The sequence below is a fragment of the Rhodococcus sp. EPR-157 genome (genome assembly GCF_001647195.1).
Lineage (GTDB): Bacteria > Actinomycetota > Actinomycetes > Mycobacteriales > Mycobacteriaceae > Rhodococcoides.
The window spans coordinates 1-16,390 of the sequence record NZ_LVCV01000521.1 but is presented as its reverse complement, the minus strand read 5'-3'; the positions used below and the strand labels follow the sequence as shown (position 1 = coordinate 16,390).

Genomic DNA, 16,390 nt, shown 5'->3' with positions numbered 1-16,390 from the left:
TCTCGGTGCGGTCGTCGATGGTGAGCTGTACGTGGTCGGCCGCATCAAGGACGTCATCATCGTCCGGGGCAAGAACTACTACCCGCATGACATCGAAAATACCGTGCGGATCCACGTCGGAGGGCCGAAGTCTTTGGCATGCGCGGCGTTCGCAATTGCAGACGCCCAAGGAATCGACAAGTTGGTGATCATTGCGGAGACGTCCGCCGATCACGAGGTGAGTCCGCCTGCGGTGCGAGAGGCAGTGACTCGCGAGCACGGACTCACGGTCGGTGAACTGGTCTTGACGGACATGCGACTGCAGAAGACCAGCAGCGGCAAGCTGATGCGAGCCGCTGCCAAAGCCCGCTACCTGAGGGGCGAGTTCAGCTAGAGATCCAGCACGAGGACCGGTGACGCCGCAGCCCTCGACACGCACACCATCATCGATTCGCCCCGTTCACGCTCGTCATCGGACAGTACCGAATCCCGGTGAATGGGGCTCCCGCTGATCACCTTCGTCTCGCAACTCGAGCAGGTACCTTCTCGGCACGAGGTCGCGACCGAGACGCCGACGCGTTCGAGAGCGTCCACGAGCGACTGTCCGGCGCCAACTCGAATCACGTCCCCCGTACTGAGAAGTTGCACCTCGAAAGCAGCGTCCGGTTCCTCGGCGACAATAGGTCGCGGCGCGAACCGTTCGACATGCAGTGAACCGATACCGTGTTGCTCTGCCGCCGCGAGCAACGGCTCCGGTCCGCAGCAGTACACGCTGGCGTCGCCACCGGCGACCCGAGCAATGTCGGCAAGCGGCAGCATCCCGGCTTCGTCCTGCGGGAGTATCGCGACTCTGTCTCCATACGCGGCGAGTTCGTCGACGAACGCCATGGAAGCGCGGGTACGCCCCCCGTAGTACAACTTCCATTCCGCACCGCCGCACTCGGCGGCGGCGATCATCGGAAGGATAGGAGTGATTCCGATCCCACCCGCTACGAACACATAAGCCGACGCGTCGACGAGAGGAAAGTTGTTGCGCGGCACAGAGACCTCGAGGGTGGATCCGAGTTGTGCGTGTTCGTGGAGGTAGGCCGACCCACCTCGGCCGTTCGGCTCACGCAGAACTCCGATGCGCCACCGTGACGGCTCCGCCGGTGAGCCACACAGCGAGTATTGCCGCACGTCATCGCCACCGACGCGGACGTCCACGTGCGCGCCGGCACTCCAACCGGGCAGGTCACCGTCGTCGGGTGACGCGAGTTCGAGTGAGATGACGTTCGCGGCAACATCCGAACGCCCGACGACGACCACGGTGAACATACCGGCTTCCAACACTCTGTGCTCCTTCGATCGGGGACTGTCGCACGCTCTAGGCTGGGGGAACACCGTGACCGCCGCACACCGTGGGTCCCATCGATGTCGTGCGATCGGCGTCGCCTATCGCGGCCCCTCGCGCACCACCTGCAGCACGACACTGGATGTCATGACAACCGTCGAACGAGACATCGATCGCATCGAGAGATCCGATACCCCCGAGACAGTCGATCTGCTGGTCGCCAGGACCGCCGCCTTCATCCAGGAACATGTTCTGCCTGTCGAGCGTGAGGTCGTGGTCGACGGCCGCGAAGTCGACGACGAGATGCGTCTCGAACTGCAACGTAAGGCAAAGGACGCAGGCGTGTTCGGCCCCCTGTCGGACACCGAGTACGGCGGCCTGCAACTGTCCATGCGCACCCAGGCCCGCGTCCTCGAGGCGTCGGGCGCGAGCCTGCTGGGTCCGTTGTCGGTCAATGCATCAGCGCCCGACGACGGCAACATTCACTTGTTGAAGCACGCGGGTACCCCGGAACAGCGGGCACGCTATCTGGCTCCGCTGGCGTCCGGAGACGTGCGCTCGTCCATCGCGATGACCGAACCTGCTCCCGGGACGGGCTCCGATCCGGCCATGTTGCGGACCACGGCGCGCCGCTCCGGATCGGGCTGGGTGATCGACGGTGCCAAGCACTTCACGACGGGAGCCGCCGGCGCGGCCTTCACCATCGTCATGGCCGCGACTCCGAGCGGTCCGACTATGTTCCTGGTCGATCAGGACAACCCGGGTCTGAACGTCGGACGGCGCATGCCTACCCTGGACCACAGCATTCCCGGCGGGCACTGCGAGGTGCAGTTCACCGAGTGCGAGGTCTCCGCGGATGCCGTGCTCGGCGAAGAAGGAAAAGGCTTGCAGTACGCCGGAGTTCGGCTCGCACCGTCCCGTTTGGTCTTCTGCATGAATTGGCTCGGCCTGGCCGTGCGCGCACATGAAATGGCTGCCCGACACATCGTCGGCCGCTCGTCCTTCGGTGTTCCGATCGCTGACCACGGAATGGCGCAAGCCCATGTCGCCGACAGCGAGATCGATATCGAAGCCTCACGCGGTTTGATCCGCCGAGCTGCGGAGATCATCGACACCGAGGGTGCCGACTCCTCCGGCGCGCGCCACAGCGCCTCCATCGCAAAAACATTCGTCTCGGAAGCAGTGTGGCGAATTCTGGATCGATCGGTTCAGCTCCACGGCGGACTCGGCGTGTGCGAAGACCACCTGGTCGCCCGATTCCTCGTCGAGGCCCGCGCATTCCGCATCTACGAGGGCCCGTCGGAAGTTCTTCGGTGGTCCATAGCCCGCCGAGTACTGCGCCCCTTCCGCTGACCCATCCTTTTCACGCAAGAAGAACGGAGCACATCGTGTCCCTGTCCACCACCGGCCGCCGGGTCGGACTCTTCGCTGCCGCGTTCGGCAACATCGACTTCGATGCACCCGATTACGAGCGTCTTCGATCGGTGTCCAACTCCCTCGTGCCGTTCGGTAAGCATGTTGGAACCACCGTCACAGAGATCGGACCCGATCGGGCCGTCGTCGATATCCCTCGCGAACCGCACGTGGTGAATCACATGAACACAGTCCATGCGGGCGCGTTGTTCACCGCTGCCGATATCGCCGGGGCCGCAGCCTTCGTCGGTGCCGCCGCCACGAGGCTGTACGTCGTCGAAAGTCTCGTGGTGCGCTCGGCGAACTCGACGTACCGCAAACCCGCCTCGGGACGAATTCGTGCGATCGCAACCGTCGACGAGCGAGAGATGCGAGCCATCCTCGCCGCCGAGTCCGACGCACGCTTCGAGCTCACGGGCAAAGCAGTGATGGTGAACGACGACGACGTCACCGTCGCGAAATTCACCTTCGACTATGTGTGCGATGTCGTCGTGTCCGACGGGAAGGAATAGCCGATGTCCACCACCTCAGGAACACCCGCCGACCAGTCAGCCGAGAACGCCGCATCGACTCGGCGCCCCTCCGCATACTCGCTGCTCGAATCTTTCCCCGTCGAGGTTCCGGGCGGAATCACGTTCACGGTTCGATTGGTGCCGGCGGCGGACCCATCGGCTCCGGTGGTTCTCGTCCTCCCGGCAATGGTCATGAAGGCCAAGCACTACCTGCATCTCGCGAAAAGCCTCAATGCACAGGGAATGTCGGTCGCACTGTGCGATCTGCGTGGACAGGGCGAATGCACACCCGCGCTGCAGGATCAACCGAACTTCGGCTACCGCGAGATGATCGAGATCGATCTTCCCGCGGTGACGGCAGCAGTACGAGAACGTTTCCCGAACAGTGAGCTTCACCTGTTCGGACACAGTCTCGGGGGTCAGCTGTCACTGCTCTACGCGGCGGGAGAACCGGGCGCGGTCGACAGTGTCACGGTAATCGGTACCGGGACGGTCTATTGGCGCGCGTTCGGCATCCGGCGGTGGTTCGAGGCGCTGCGCGACATCCAGTGGATCGGCTTGGTCGCACGAGTCAAGGGGCACTGGCCGGGTGGCGTGCTGATTCCGGGGGCCATGGCGGGCCGCGTCATGGTCGATTGGTCACGGCATTCCCTGACCAGCCACTACCGGCCCGCTGGGACGTCCCGCAACTACGACCGCCTACTCGCGGAGATGACGACACGGGTTCTGGCCATCTCGCTGGCCGACGACCGTCTCGGTCCCAAGTCGAACGTCGACTTCCTGGAATCGAAGTTGACGGCGGCGCCGGTGACGCGGTGGCACATCGACGCAGATTCCCCGGTGATCCACCGTGACCACTTCGAGTGGATCAAGGATTCACCCGTGATCGCGCGAGTCGCATCCGAGTGGGTTCGAACGGGTGTGTTGGATCGGACGGGCTTGGACGGGTGACGTGAGACCAGCTTGCTGATCGCTCACCGGCGCGGTCCTGACGGCCGCAGTACGACGGCCGTCAGGACCGCGCCTAGCAGCGCTCCCACTGCACCGATCATGAATGTCGTCGACATCGACGTCACCTCACTACCCACCCGCGGCGATGCAATGGCCGCGGCAGCAACCCCGAACACGGCACCGAACTGCCGAAACGTGTTCATCGCGCCTGATGCGGCACCCACCGACTCCGCCGGAACGGCGTTCATCATCGCGGCAATCGCGACGACACCGCCGGAGAGCGGAATGCCGATCCCGAGCAGGGCAAGAGCGACTCCATATACTGCAAACGGAGCGCCCGCCGGGATCGACATCAGGCCCACCATCCCGACGCAGATCGACCCGAGCCCGAGCAGCATCGTCGGTCGGGTACCCAGTCGACCGACGATGTACGACGCGGTCAGTGATCCGACGCCCATTGCGCCGAAAAGCGGGAGAAATTCCAGCCCCGTCGCGATCGGACTCAGACCTCGCTCCCCCTGCAGGTACAGCGTCAAGATGAACAGCACGCCGTAGAGACCGAACAATCCGAGGAAATTCACTGCGCACGCGGCAAAGACCTCGGGGATTCGGAGCAGACCCGGCGGCAACATCGGAGACTCGGCCCGACGCTCCCACACCACGAACAGCACCACCGAAAGAGCGGCAACCGCGAGGGCCACCAGCACGAACGGATGCGCCCAACCACGATGCGGGCCCTCGACGAGCGCGAGTGTGGCGCCGACACCTGCCGCGACGAAGAAGGCCTGGCCGACGACGTCGATACCACCGCTGCGTGATGTCGCTTTGTGGTGCAGCGAAAGTCGTAGGGCACCCCACGCGAACAGGGCGATGGGAATGTTGATCCAGAACAAGGACTGCCATCCCGCCGACGACACCAGCACCCCACCGACGAGCGGTCCCAGCGCCAGAGCAACTCCCGCAGTACCGCCCCACAGACCGATGGCTTTCGCCCGGGCCGTCGGGTCGGGAAAGTGCGTGGTCAACGCCGCGACGGACAGGGGAACAATGACGGCCGCGCACACACCCTGCAAGGCGCGGCCCGTGATCAGCACGTTCATGGTCGGCGCGAGGGCGCAGACGATCGATGCGAGCCCGAACGCGCCGGTGCCACCGAGCAACATGCGCCGGGTACCGAATCGGTCGCCGAGCAGCCCACCCGACAGCAGGAGGCACGCGAACGCCAGTGTGTACGCGTCCAGCATCCATTGCGCCGCAGTATCCCCGCCACCCAGACTGTCTGCGATGGTCGGAATTGCCACCGGTGCGATGCTGGTGTCGAGGTAAACGATGAACGTCACCGCACAGATGCCCCACAGGAGGGTCCGCCGGCGGAGTTCAGGCCGGTTCGTCGAAGTATCGGTTCGGGAGATGTCACTATCCGAAGTCACTCGAACATCGTATGCTCAGGGACCTGAAATACTCTGATGCACGGCATGTTTCGATGTACAGCGATAGCCGACGCCTATCCTGGCTGGCCAGACATCAAAACCTTCCGAAACTCGTCACTGTGCGTGACGGCGATCGCATGCGCCCGAAGGTTCTATCGACCCAGGTCCGCGCACCTACATTGCTCCCGGCGCGCCACTCCTGCAGACGGTGTTCACCTCGAGTACACGACGGCGTGTTGGCATGTTCCCACTGATCAAGCGCACGGCAAGGAGAAACACGTTGAGCCGAATTCAACTCGAATCGGTGTCGAAGAAATTCGGTACCACCCATGCGATCCACGACGTGAGTCTCGATATCGCGGACGGCGAATTCATGGTCCTGCTGGGTCCGAGTGGGTGCGGCAAGTCGACCCTACTCCGCATGGTGGCCGGCCTGACCCAGCCGACTTCGGGCCAGATCCTGCTCGACGACAACGACATCACCACGGCACCCCCACGTCAACGAGATCTTGCGATGGTCTTCCAGAGCTATGCGCTGTATCCCCATCTGACTGTCGCGAAGAACATCGGCTTTCCCTTGCGCACCCGTGGGCAATCGCGACAATCCATCGCTGACAGCGTCGCGAAGGTGGCGTCGATCCTCGACCTGACCCCACTACTCGGACGACGTCCGGCCGAATTGTCCGGCGGGCAACGGCAGCGAGTTGCATTGGCGCGAGCGATGGTTCGTGAACCGGGCGCATTCCTGATGGACGAACCCCTGTCCAATCTGGACGCACAACTGCGGAGCGCGACGCGTACCGAACTCATCGAACTGCACAAGAGGATCGGCACGACCTTCCTCTATGTCACCCACGACCAGGTCGAAGCCATGACGATGGCGTCTCGGATCGCGTTGATGAACGACGGGCGCGTCGAGCAAGTGGGCACTCCGACCGAGCTCTACGACACTCCTCGGTCCACGTTCGTGGCAGGCTTCCTCGGAGCGCCGCCGATGAATCTCCTGACGGCCGAGGTGGTGAGCCGAGGCGGCGAACTATACGCGGAGGCAGCCGATCTTTCGGTGCCACTGGGCATCTCGGCCGACGAAGTCGCTGCTCGCAGCGTGACCATCGGCGTTCGCCCGGAACGCATCGTTCTCCGCCACGACGGCGTCGGCACCCCGGCCACGGTCGCCACCGTGGAGAACCTCGGGAGCGAAGAACTCGTTCATGTGCGTGTGGGTCCTAATGCCCTGTGCGCGAGAGTGTCCCGGCCTGCCGGTGCACGACCCGGCGATACGGTCCACCTCGGCCTGGACAAGTCCGACCTTCATCTGTTCGACCGCGACACCGGGCGCCGGTTGGTCTGGCAGCCCGAGGGCGCGGTTGCCGACACCGCAGTTGCAGACACCGCAGTTGCAGACACCGATGTCACCGCCCGACAGACGGGTATCCCAGTCTTCACTTCCTAGATCCCGATTCCTTCCGTACCCACTCTCACCAGGAGCAACAATGAAAAGAACCCTTCTCGGCATGGGTGCGCTCATGACGAGCGCACTCGTACTGACTGCATGTGGCGGTCTCGGCAGCACGACGTCGACGACGGAGACCACATCCGCCTCCCAACCGGTGCCCGAACTGACCGACGACCAACAGGTCTCGATTGTCTTCGAGAGCTACAACTACGGTCTGGCAGGTGCGTGGACCGACACGTTCAACACCCTGATCGGCGAATTCGAAAAGCAGCATCCGAACATCACCGTCACAGCGCAGAAGCCGCAAGGCAACAGCCCCAACCCCGCAACGGACACTGTGTCGAGCATTCAGAACCAGACCGTCGCGGGCGCACCCCCGGACGTTGCACAGCTCGGGTTCAGCGACCTGGACTTCACCATCAACCAGCTGGGAGCGCGATCCCTCGACGAACTCTTCGGCAAGGACGAGGTTCAGAAGAACTTCGACGGAACGAAACACGCCTACGCATCCACCGCACGCACGCTCGCAGACTGGGACGGGACCACGTACGGCATCCCGTTCGTGTTCTCCACGCCCGTCTTCTACTACAACGCAACACTCTTCGAGCAGGCCGGTCTCGATCCTGCCGATCCGCCCTCGACCTGGGACGAGGTTGGCGAGGCGGCGAAGAGCATTGCCGACCGGACCGGCAAGGGCGGGGTGTACCTCGACTGCCTCACCAAGTCCGCGAAGGACTGGTGCTACCAGAGTTTGGTCCGATCGAACGGCGGACGCGTCATCTCGGAGGATCGGACGTCTCTCGAATTCGCCGACGAGGCGGCCGTCGAAGCTACGACGATGGCGCAGAAACTGGTCGCCGACGGAGCGACGCCGGTATTGAGTCAGCAGCAGGGATACGAGGCCTTCGCTCGCGGCGACATGGGGATGATTCTCGAAACCAGCGCTATACAAGGGACGTTCACCAAGGGCGCCAAGGACAAATGGGATCTGCGTGCGACCACGATGCCGTCCTTCGGTGACAAGCCTGTCGTTCCCACCAACTCGGGTGCGTCGCTGTTCACGTTCGCATCCGACCCCGCGAAGCAGCGTGCGTCCTGGGAACTCATGAAGTTCTTGACCAGCGAGGAGTCCTACACCACGATTTCGCAGGGCATCGGCTACCTTCCGCTGCGCACCGGGCTCGTCGACGATCCCGAGGGACTTCAGGATTGGGCATCGAAGAGCCCGTTGATCGGGCCGAACCTGAAGCAGCTGGAGTCGATGGAGCCGTGGGTCTCCATGCCCGGCAACAACTATCTGCAGATCCGTGACGGAATGATGGACGCCGTCGAGTCGATCGTCTATCAGGGTGCGGATCCGGGTCCGACGCTGGAGGCCGCCCGCGATCAGGGCACAGCTCTTCTCCCTGCTCAGTAGACCGTCGCCCCCTGCCGAAGCCGCCCAAGAAAGGACACGAGATGGCTGGACCTGATTTCACCGTCGTTCAGTTGACGGACACACACATTCGCAGAGAGGGCGAGACGGTGCACGGCGTCGTCGACACGCTCGCCAACCTGCACACGGTCCTCGACCGACTGGTGAAATCGGGGCAGCGCATCGACGCCCTGGTTCTCTCGGGAGATCTCACCGACGATGGTGACCCGGAGGCATACCGCCGGTTGCGCGAGGCAGTCGTTCCCGCCGCCGACGCTCTGGGTGCCGTCGTGATCTATGCAATGGGCAATCACGACGATCGGGAGGCGTTCGTACACGAATTGATCGCGCCGACGTCGTCCGACGGCCCCGTCGATTCCGTGGATTCCGTCTTCGACATCGGTGGAGTCCGAATCGTTGTTCTGGACAGCACGACGGCCGGGAGACACGACGGCCGGCTCGAGCCGAGCCAGCTGTCGTGGCTGACCGACGTTCTTGCCGAGCCGGCACCCGGCGGCACGATCCTGGTGCTGCACCACCCACCGATCCCGTCACCGGTCACTTCGGTCGATTCTCTTCGCCTGCAGCACTCGGAGCATCTCGAGGCCGTTCTCGCCGGGTCCGATGTAGGCATGATCCTGTGCGGTCACGCCCACCACACGAGTTCGGGGTCGATCGCTGGGATTCCGGTGTGGGTGGGCCCCGCGATGTCGTACCGCGTCGACCCGATACCGCCCGTCGGCCGACATCGCGGTGTCGTCGGGTTCGGCTTCTCCCGCATCGATGTGTTCGGATCGTCCTTCGTCGCCACCGCGGTGGAGGCCACGCCGACTGCGACTGTGTACGACGAGTCGATGCAGGACATTCTCGACAAACTCGCGGCGCTCTCACTCCAGGCTGGGTGAGACGTGTTCGTCAGCGTTCTCGACCGCCCTGTACCGGCCAAGGTGACAGCCTCCGAACCCACGCGGACCATCCGAGATTCCTCGTTCGCGCGTGTGCTGCGCGTCGCGCAGCCCTATCTGTATCTGACACCGGCCATCGCATTGCTCGTGGTGTGGACCTATCGCCCACTCGTCCAAGCTGCTCAGTTGTCGACGTACTCGTGGAATTTGTTGCCCACGACGCCGATGCAAGCGGTGGGGGCGGACAACTACCGTCGTCTACTCGAGTTGCCGGCCGTCGGTGACTCCATCTGGCGCACGATCGTTCTGATTCTCGCCCTGCTCCCCTTCTCGATCGTTCTGCCCGTGGTGATCTCGTTCGCGACACGGGGCGTGCACGGGCGAGCACGGGTGATGTACCAGAGCATCATCTTCGCTCCGTTCCTGATCGCACCGGTAGCGGGCGCGGCGGTGTGGCAATGGCTGCTCGATCCGAGCGCCGGAATCGTCAATCGGATTCTCGGTTCGGACCGCAATTGGATCCAGGACACCGCTACCGCTCAGTGGGTGATCATCATCATCACAGGGTGGCACTTTCTCGGGTTCGCGGTGCTGGTGGTGTCCGCCGGCATGGCGGGTGTGAACAGCGACTACTCCGAGGCCGCACAGATGGATGGGGCGTCGCGGTGGCAGATCGATCGCTGGATCACACTGCCGCTGCTCTCCCCCACTCTGGTGTTCCTCACGCTCATGACCGTCCTGCTCAGTGCACAATGGACATTCCCGCTCATCGACACCCTGACCCAGGGCGGGCCGTCGCAATCGACGACCAACATCTACTACCTGTTGTGGGACTACGGTTTCCACAGCTTCGACGCCGGACTCAGCGCGGCCGCAGGCATCGTGCTCTTCGTGGGATTCGGTGCTGTCGCAGGTGCCCTCGTCTGGCTCTCCGAACGGATTACGTTTCATGACAACTGACATGCGCAACACCGGCGCGCCCGACAGCGTCGAGGGTAGCGGCGATCTGCTGCGCCGAATTCGCGGGCACGCCATTCTGATCGTCATCGCGGTGGTGTGTGCGTTCCCGATCTATTGGCTGTTCGCGACATCGTTGCGTCGGCCGGACGACGTCGGGTCCCTCTCACCGTTTCCGTGGCCGCTGTCGATCGAGAACTACACGGATGCTGCGTCGAAAGTCGACATAATCGGCCTCCTGCTGAACACGTTCGGTGTCGCTTTCGTGTCCGCCGCGTCGCAGCTGTTGATCGCACTGCTCGCGTCGTACGCGTTCGCGATGTACACGTTCCGGTTCCAGAACTTCCTCTACCTGGCATTCATCGGGACGTGGTTGGTGCCGTTCCAGGTCACCATGCTGCCCAACTACGTTCTGCTGTACCAAATGGGTCTGATCAACACTCTCGCCGGAGTCGTGGTGCCGACGCTGTGTTCGGCTCTCGGCGTGTTGATGCTGCGTCAACACATGACCAGCTTCCCGAAGGAACTGGTGGCGGCTGCGCGAATGGACGGACGGTCGTCCTGGTCGATCCTGTGGACAGTCGTGGTACCCAATCTGCGCCCGGCACTCGCGGCGTTGTCCATCCTGTTGTTCATCAACTCGTGGAACGAATACTTTTGGCCGGCAGTGGTATTGCAGCGAAGCAACTCCGTCCTGCAGCTCGGTTTGCGCAGTTTCATGGGCACCGAGGGCAACGACTGGGGCCCGATGATGGCGGTGGCAGGGATGGCGTGCCTCCCTGTCTTCCTCCTCTACATCGTGCTGCAACGTCACATCGTCAACGCGTTCGTCCGCTCCGGCCTCAAGTAGGAAACGAATCAGGCCTCGAGTAGGAACCGAATCAGGGGCGCCGGCGAGTCGATTGGATCGACTCGCCGGCGCCCCAGTGTTTCGGACGTTCGATATTCCAGCGCGTGCCTACGGTGCAGCGAAGAGCGGGAACAGCTTCGGTCCACCGTCGGGGAGCACGATCTCCGAACCGACTCGGGTCAGTCCCAGACGCTCCCAGAGCCGGAGGCTGCGCTCGCTCGACGCTTCTGCATAGACACCCACACCGTCGGCGAGCCGCAGTTCACGCAGCGCGCCGGTCACGGCGGCCCGCGCGCCGGTCCCCCGCGAGCTTTCGCGTACGGCGGCGAACATCACGTGGCAGTGCGGCGGAAGGTCGGTCGGGTGATGCTCGTCGAGCAGTTCCATCAGGACGCGGACGCGATGGCCGGTCGGCCCGGTCGCGGACTCGAGGCGGTCCAGCAGAACTGCATTCTCGTCGTCGGTCGGCACCGAGTCGTTGGGCGTCGACCAGACGATCACAGCGTCGTAGTTACTCGAGGTGGCCACCATTCCGCCGCGGTCCAGTATGTCTTCGGTGACGATGGCGAAGAACGAGTCCAGGTAGCGGCTACGTTCAGGCGTATCGGTGGGTATCGCCCATTCGATGATCGGGTCCTGCGCGAAGGACGCCGTGAGCGTGGCAACGACGGCGTCGAGGTCGGGTTCACCGGTGACGGTCGGTTCGGGTCTCACATCGGCGGTGGTCATACGAATTCCTCCAAGGGGGCGGCGGTGGAGCTGTGCAGTGAAGTGGCCTGTCGATGGGCTCCGACCAGCGCGTCGATGCACCGTTCGATGTCCGCGCTGTCGGTCTGCCAGTTGCAGACCGACAGCCGCAGCGTGGGGTGACCGAACCACGTGGTGGGGCTGGCCCAGCCTGTCCCGCATCGCTGCACGGTGTCGACGACGCGGCCGAGGTGGCCCGCGGCGTCACCGTCCGGAGCGTCGAAACGAACCAGCACCTGATTGAGCACGACGTCGTTGACGACTGTGATGCCCGGCTCATCGTCGAGGCTCGACGCGAGTTCCCGTGCGAGGCGGCAGCATCGGTCGATCAGGTCGGCGACACCGTCCCGGCCCAGATGTCGCAGGGTCGCCCACAGAACAAGGCTGCGCGCGCGTCGGGACATGTCCGGTGAATAGTCGACGGGATCTCGGTCCCCGCCTGTAGCGACGGTCAGATATTCTGCGCTGGTCCGTAGCGCCGCGCGGTGCGCGTCGGGGTGCGCACACAGAGCGATACCGCAGTCGTAGGGCACGTTCAGCCACTTGTGCGCGTCGGTCGCCCACGAATCCGCGGCGGCAAGTCCCGACACTTGATGGCGCACGCTGGGTCCTGCGGCTGCCCACATACCGAAGGCTGCATCGACGTGTACCCATCCCCCACGCTCATGCGTGAGCCGGCAGATGTCCGTCAGTGGGTCCACGGAACCGGAGTCGACGTTGCCGACCTGAGCGCACACGATCAGCGGACCTGTCGTCGAGTCGAGACGATCGATGAACGCGGGCAACGACATCCGGCCCTGTTCGTCGACATCGACGGGGTACACCTGTCCTGCCATTCCGAGAAGGCGAATCGCTCGCGACACCGTGACGTGGCAGCCTTTGCTGACCAGAATGCGCGGTTCCGGCGCACCGATCAGACCGTCGTCGTCGACGTTCCAGCCCGCGTCGGCGAGCACGGAGTGACGGGCCGCGGCGAGCCCCGTCAGGTTCGCCGTCGCACAGCCGGTAGTGACACCGACCGACACGCCCGACGGCAGCCCGAACAGGTCGATCAACCACCGCGCAACCGTCTCTTCGACCACCGCCGCAACGGGACTTGTTGCATACAGCGCGCCGCATTGATCCCATATCGACGTCAGCCACTCGGTGGCGACCGCAACGGGATACGCACCGCCCATGACGAACCCGAGGAAGGTAGGCGCTCCCGAGTGCAGCAGTCCCGGTTCGCCGCGCGAGACGAGTTCGGACACCACGTCGTGCGGTTCCTCACCGCGCCTCGGCAAGGGCCGAACGAAGTCCGCTCGCAATCGGTCCCGGTCTGCCTCGACCCGAGTACTGTCGGCACGGCCCTCCCGGACGTACCGTTCGCTGTAGCGCGCGACGGTCGTCAGCAGACTCGCCGTCCGGTCCGGAGCAGTCATCGCTGCGGCTCCGGCACGTAATGTGCCGCAGCGGCCGGCAAGCGAACCCCCGCGCTGCGCAGCGACGCCACGCGGGTGGCGTGCGCACCTCCGAACATCATGTGGTGCGCGATGTCCGCGACCCGACGATTCGTCGGCGCAGCGAGATGCGTACCGGCGACCCAACTGTTGAACGCGCCCATCGCAGGCCCGCACCAAATCTGATAGTCGGCCGTGCGATCGGATTCTCCGCGGATGCTCCACCCCGACGACAACCCTAGGTACCACCGAAAGATCAGCGCCATCTTGCGCTTCGGGTCGCGCTCGGCGCCGGCGAGTTGACCAGGGTCGCGTTCGGTGAAGTAGTCCACGCAACCCGCCCACACGTCGTCGAGCGGTCGCGCGAAGATCGACTTCTCGAGATCGGCTCGGCGGACGGGTGGGATCGACTCGATACCGTCGTATTCGCGGTAGGTCTCGTACAGCCGGTGTGCGCGCGCCGCGAACATCGTTCCGCGGCGCAGCACCTGTACCTGCACACCGAGCTCGAACATGTCCGACGACGGTGCCATCGTGCAGTCCGCGACCCCGGACGAAGCCAGGAGCGCCTTTGTCGTGTCCGACTGATCGGCTTCCACCGACGACTGGTTGATCGAGCCGGTCACGACGTACGCGGCGCCCATCGCGAACGCTGCGGCCACCGCCTGGGGAGTGCCGATGCCACCCGCTGCGCCGATCCGGACCTCCGGTCGACCGGGTCGTTCGCGAGCGAGTCGGTCTCGCAGCATGATCAGGTCCGGAAGCAGAACTGTCAGTGGACGCCGGTCGGTGTGACCGCCCGAATCGGCCTCGGCGGTAATGTCATCGGCCATCGGAATGTGTTCCGCCCACTGTGCCTGTTCGGCGGTGATCTCGCCGGAGTCGAGCAATGCCCGAAGCAGCTTCGCGGGCGCCGGCCGGAGGAAATGCTCGGCTACTTCCGCTCTGGACACCTTCGCGATCACCCGATGCCGCGGCTCGACGCGGCCATCACGGCCGAGCGCCAAGCCGCTGACTCGGTAGCGCACGAGTTGCGGCGTCAGATCCATGAAAGCCGACGCTTCGATACAGGTCACCGCATTCCTGAGGCACGCGTCGACGATGGCCTTTTCGAGCGCGGGCTCGGTGGGACTATGGATGAGATTGCATGCGAACGGGGTGTTGCCGAGTGCCTGCCGAATAGTGTTCAGCGCCGCATCGATGCGGGCGGGAATCACCCCTGCGGCGCCGTAGGACGCGAGGTAGCCTGCCCGCGCGAGCGCGATCACCATGTCCGGTGACGCGATACCGTTGGCCATCGCACCGGCGGCGTACGAGTATCGCACACCATGGAACCTGCGGAACGTGCTGTCTCCCAGAGATTGTGGCGAGAGGGGGCCGACGGCGCTGAGCACCCGGGCGTTCGCCGTCATCGCCGGATCCGACGTTGCGCCGACTCCGTCTGCATCGGCGACGATCCAGCACGGCGAGTCGAGGTCGAGCAGAACCGAACGCACGTCGCTGACCGCCCGTGCCAACACGGCGGTCATCCGAGGGCTCCGCTGCGAATCGAGATGTCCGAAAGCTCGACAGCAAGGTCGATGAGCTCGTAGATGCGCAGACCTGGCTTCCACAACGACGCGTCGACGGTCACGATCACCGAGCCGTTCCTGCGCTCGACAGCCTTGATGTGCACTTCGAGTTCGCACTGCCGATCTGTGGGCAGGAACTGGCCGCGGTATTTCCACGTGAAGTCGATGTCGGCGGGGATCAGGAACTGCGGATCTGCCATGCTCGAATCGAACCCGGAGTCGAGCATCCATTCCTGAACGGCCTGGATCGCCGTCTCCACACCGAGCGATCCGGGGATCACCGGGTCGAGGTGAAAGTGTCGTGCGAAGAACCAGTCATTCGGATCGATTCGGCGCACTGCGTGCAGGTAGCCCTCGCCGTGATCACCGCCACCGTCGACGACGTCGACCTGATCGAGCAGCGCCAACGTACCCTGCGAACACAGGCGCGCACCCGAAGTGTTCCGGCGCGCAGCGATGTCGATCGTGCGAACATTGCTCGGCACGTTCGTTTCTCGCCATGTCGGCTTGTTCCGTCCAGCGTCGAGGCCGGTCTGATTGCCCAGTGCCTCGTCGCTGAAGTAGCCGAACATCGTCTCACCACGGTAGAAGGCCTCGCCGTCGACCGACAGGGTGTAGTCGAATGTCTGAAGCGACGAACCTGGCAACATAGTCGTCGACAGCAACCGCGACGACTGCGCAATGGTCTTGTCGCGCAGGTCCACCTGGCGAAGCACGGTCGCCGTGCCCCCGAGATTACGCAGACTGAGGGTTTGGTTCGGGGCGGTGAGCGTGGGGCCGACGTACAAACCCATCAACAGCGCCGCCTGCAGGGATGTCTCCATGTACACGAAGTGCGGCACCGAGTAGTTCGCGCTGTCGGCGTAGTACCACGAGTCGGCGGGCGAGTCGTATTCGCTGTCGTACGACGCCGACCGGTCGAGAACCCCCCGCGTGCCGTCGAATCGACTGACGCGATCGACCAGCAGCAAACCACCGGTCGGCAGCCGTGTCGCCCGGTGTCCGGTGTAGTGCGCGAATTCGGGTCCGAGTGCGGTCCCCTGGTCCCCGCGTGCGAGATGCGCCATGTGGAACTCGTTGAGCAAGACCCTCTCTCCATCGTGGCCGATCCTGCCGGTCCAGTGATCGAGCGTGCCCCCGGTGCCGGGTCCGATCGCGGAACCCGGCTTGTCGGTGACGGTCATCGTGACACTGACGCTCCGGCCGTCGCCCGCGATCACTTCGGCGATGACGTGCGGCCGAGGAACGAGGTCTATCTGAGTGACGACGACGTCGAGTTCGGTCGAACCGGTCTCGAGCGGTGTCGGTGGGGTGGCGGTCAACAATGCGTCGGCCAGGCACAGATGTAGCCCGGCGAACACCGCAAAGGTCTCGACTGCCTGCACGGCCGCTGTCGTGGCGTCACCGTCGAATCGGGCGCGCAGGCGACCGCG

At 64.2% G+C, this 16,390-nt stretch carries 14 protein-coding genes and 1 pseudogene; 9 read left to right on the top strand and 6 right to left on the bottom strand.

What is annotated here, in order from left to right; genetic code table 11:
* Nucleotides 1-373, top strand: a pseudogene (locus A2J03_RS31275) (AMP-dependent synthetase); the annotation flags it as partial.
* On the opposite strand, the gene A2J03_RS23615 reads toward A2J03_RS31275, so the two are convergent.
* Nucleotides 370-1,311, bottom strand: a complete 942-nt coding sequence (locus A2J03_RS23615) for a PDR/VanB family oxidoreductase (protein WP_231912688.1) — start codon at nt 1,309-1,311, stop codon at nt 370-372. The pseudogene A2J03_RS31275 and the gene A2J03_RS23615 sit on opposite strands and share 4 nt — an antisense overlap.
* Before the next feature lie 148 nt (nt 1,312-1,459).
* Between A2J03_RS23615 and A2J03_RS23610 the strand changes: the two genes are divergently transcribed.
* Genes A2J03_RS23610 through A2J03_RS23600 form a run of 3 tightly spaced genes read left to right on the top strand, consistent with a single transcriptional unit; the run spans nt 1,460 to nt 4,188 of the window.
* Nucleotides 1,460-2,665: an acyl-CoA dehydrogenase family protein gene (locus A2J03_RS23610; RefSeq protein ID WP_082898052.1), complete on the top strand. Its 1,206-nt coding sequence runs from the start codon at nt 1,460-1,462 to the stop codon at nt 2,663-2,665.
* 35 nt (nt 2,666-2,700) lie between these two features.
* Nucleotides 2,701-3,237 (top strand): YiiD C-terminal domain-containing protein, encoded by a 537-nt coding sequence (locus tag A2J03_RS23605; protein ID WP_197480932.1) that lies wholly within the window; start codon nt 2,701-2,703, stop codon nt 3,235-3,237.
* Between the two features lie 3 nt (nt 3,238-3,240).
* Nucleotides 3,241-4,188 (top strand): alpha/beta hydrolase family protein, encoded by a 948-nt coding sequence (locus A2J03_RS23600; RefSeq protein WP_068378836.1) that lies wholly within the window; start codon nt 3,241-3,243, stop codon nt 4,186-4,188.
* Between the two features lie 23 nt (nt 4,189-4,211).
* On the opposite strand, the gene A2J03_RS23595 is transcribed toward A2J03_RS23600, so the two are convergent.
* Nucleotides 4,212-5,618: an MFS transporter gene (locus A2J03_RS23595; protein WP_231912687.1), complete on the bottom strand. Its 1,407-nt coding sequence runs from the start codon at nt 5,616-5,618 to the stop codon at nt 4,212-4,214.
* A gap of 280 nt (nt 5,619-5,898) precedes the next feature.
* Here A2J03_RS23595 and A2J03_RS23590 point away from each other — a divergent pair, with 280 nt between their 5' ends.
* The 5 genes from A2J03_RS23590 to A2J03_RS23570 are packed head-to-tail and all read left to right on the top strand — an operon-like array spanning nt 5,899 to nt 11,200.
* Nucleotides 5,899-7,071, top strand: a complete 1,173-nt coding sequence (locus A2J03_RS23590) for an ABC transporter ATP-binding protein (protein ID WP_068378848.1) — start codon at nt 5,899-5,901, stop codon at nt 7,069-7,071.
* Between the two features lie 40 nt (nt 7,072-7,111).
* Nucleotides 7,112-8,491, top strand: a complete 1,380-nt coding sequence (locus A2J03_RS23585) for an ABC transporter substrate-binding protein (RefSeq protein WP_068378833.1) — start codon at nt 7,112-7,114, stop codon at nt 8,489-8,491.
* A 41-nt stretch (nt 8,492-8,532) separates the two neighbouring features.
* The gene (locus A2J03_RS23580; RefSeq protein WP_068378830.1) at nt 8,533-9,393 is read left to right on the top strand and encodes a metallophosphoesterase; all 861 of its coding nucleotides are present in this window, start codon (nt 8,533-8,535) and stop codon (nt 9,391-9,393) included.
* Between the two features lie 3 nt (nt 9,394-9,396).
* Nucleotides 9,397-10,353: a carbohydrate ABC transporter permease gene (locus A2J03_RS23575; RefSeq protein WP_082898049.1), complete on the top strand. Its 957-nt coding sequence runs from the start codon at nt 9,397-9,399 to the stop codon at nt 10,351-10,353.
* Entirely contained in the window at nt 10,343-11,200 is an 858-nt protein-coding gene (locus A2J03_RS23570) for a carbohydrate ABC transporter permease (protein ID WP_231912686.1), read from the top strand. The genes A2J03_RS23575 and A2J03_RS23570 overlap by 11 nt, the downstream gene beginning before the upstream one ends.
* A 108-nt stretch (nt 11,201-11,308) precedes the next feature.
* Here the strand turns inward: A2J03_RS23570 and A2J03_RS23565 are convergent, their stop codons facing one another.
* The 4 genes from A2J03_RS23565 to A2J03_RS23550 all read right to left on the bottom strand — a co-directional run.
* Nucleotides 11,309-11,929 carry an N-acetyltransferase gene (locus A2J03_RS23565; protein ID WP_068378828.1) on the bottom strand — a complete coding sequence of 207 codons (621 nt, stop codon included), beginning with the start codon at nt 11,927-11,929 and terminating at the stop codon, nt 11,309-11,311.
* Nucleotides 11,926-13,368 (bottom strand): pyridoxal phosphate-dependent decarboxylase family protein, encoded by a 1,443-nt coding sequence (locus A2J03_RS23560; RefSeq protein ID WP_068378827.1) that lies wholly within the window; start codon nt 13,366-13,368, stop codon nt 11,926-11,928. The genes A2J03_RS23565 and A2J03_RS23560 overlap by 4 nt, the downstream gene beginning before the upstream one ends.
* Complete coding sequence (locus A2J03_RS23555) at nt 13,365-14,915, bottom strand: PfaD family polyunsaturated fatty acid/polyketide biosynthesis protein (RefSeq protein WP_068378826.1); 1,551 nt, start codon at nt 14,913-14,915, stop codon at nt 13,365-13,367. Before A2J03_RS23555 ends, A2J03_RS23560 begins: the two co-directional genes overlap by 4 nt.
* Nucleotides 14,912-16,390, bottom strand: a 1,479-nt coding sequence (locus A2J03_RS23550) for a beta-ketoacyl synthase (RefSeq protein WP_068378824.1), incomplete at its 5' end; no start/stop codon positions are given. The genes A2J03_RS23550 and A2J03_RS23555, both read right to left, overlap by 4 nt.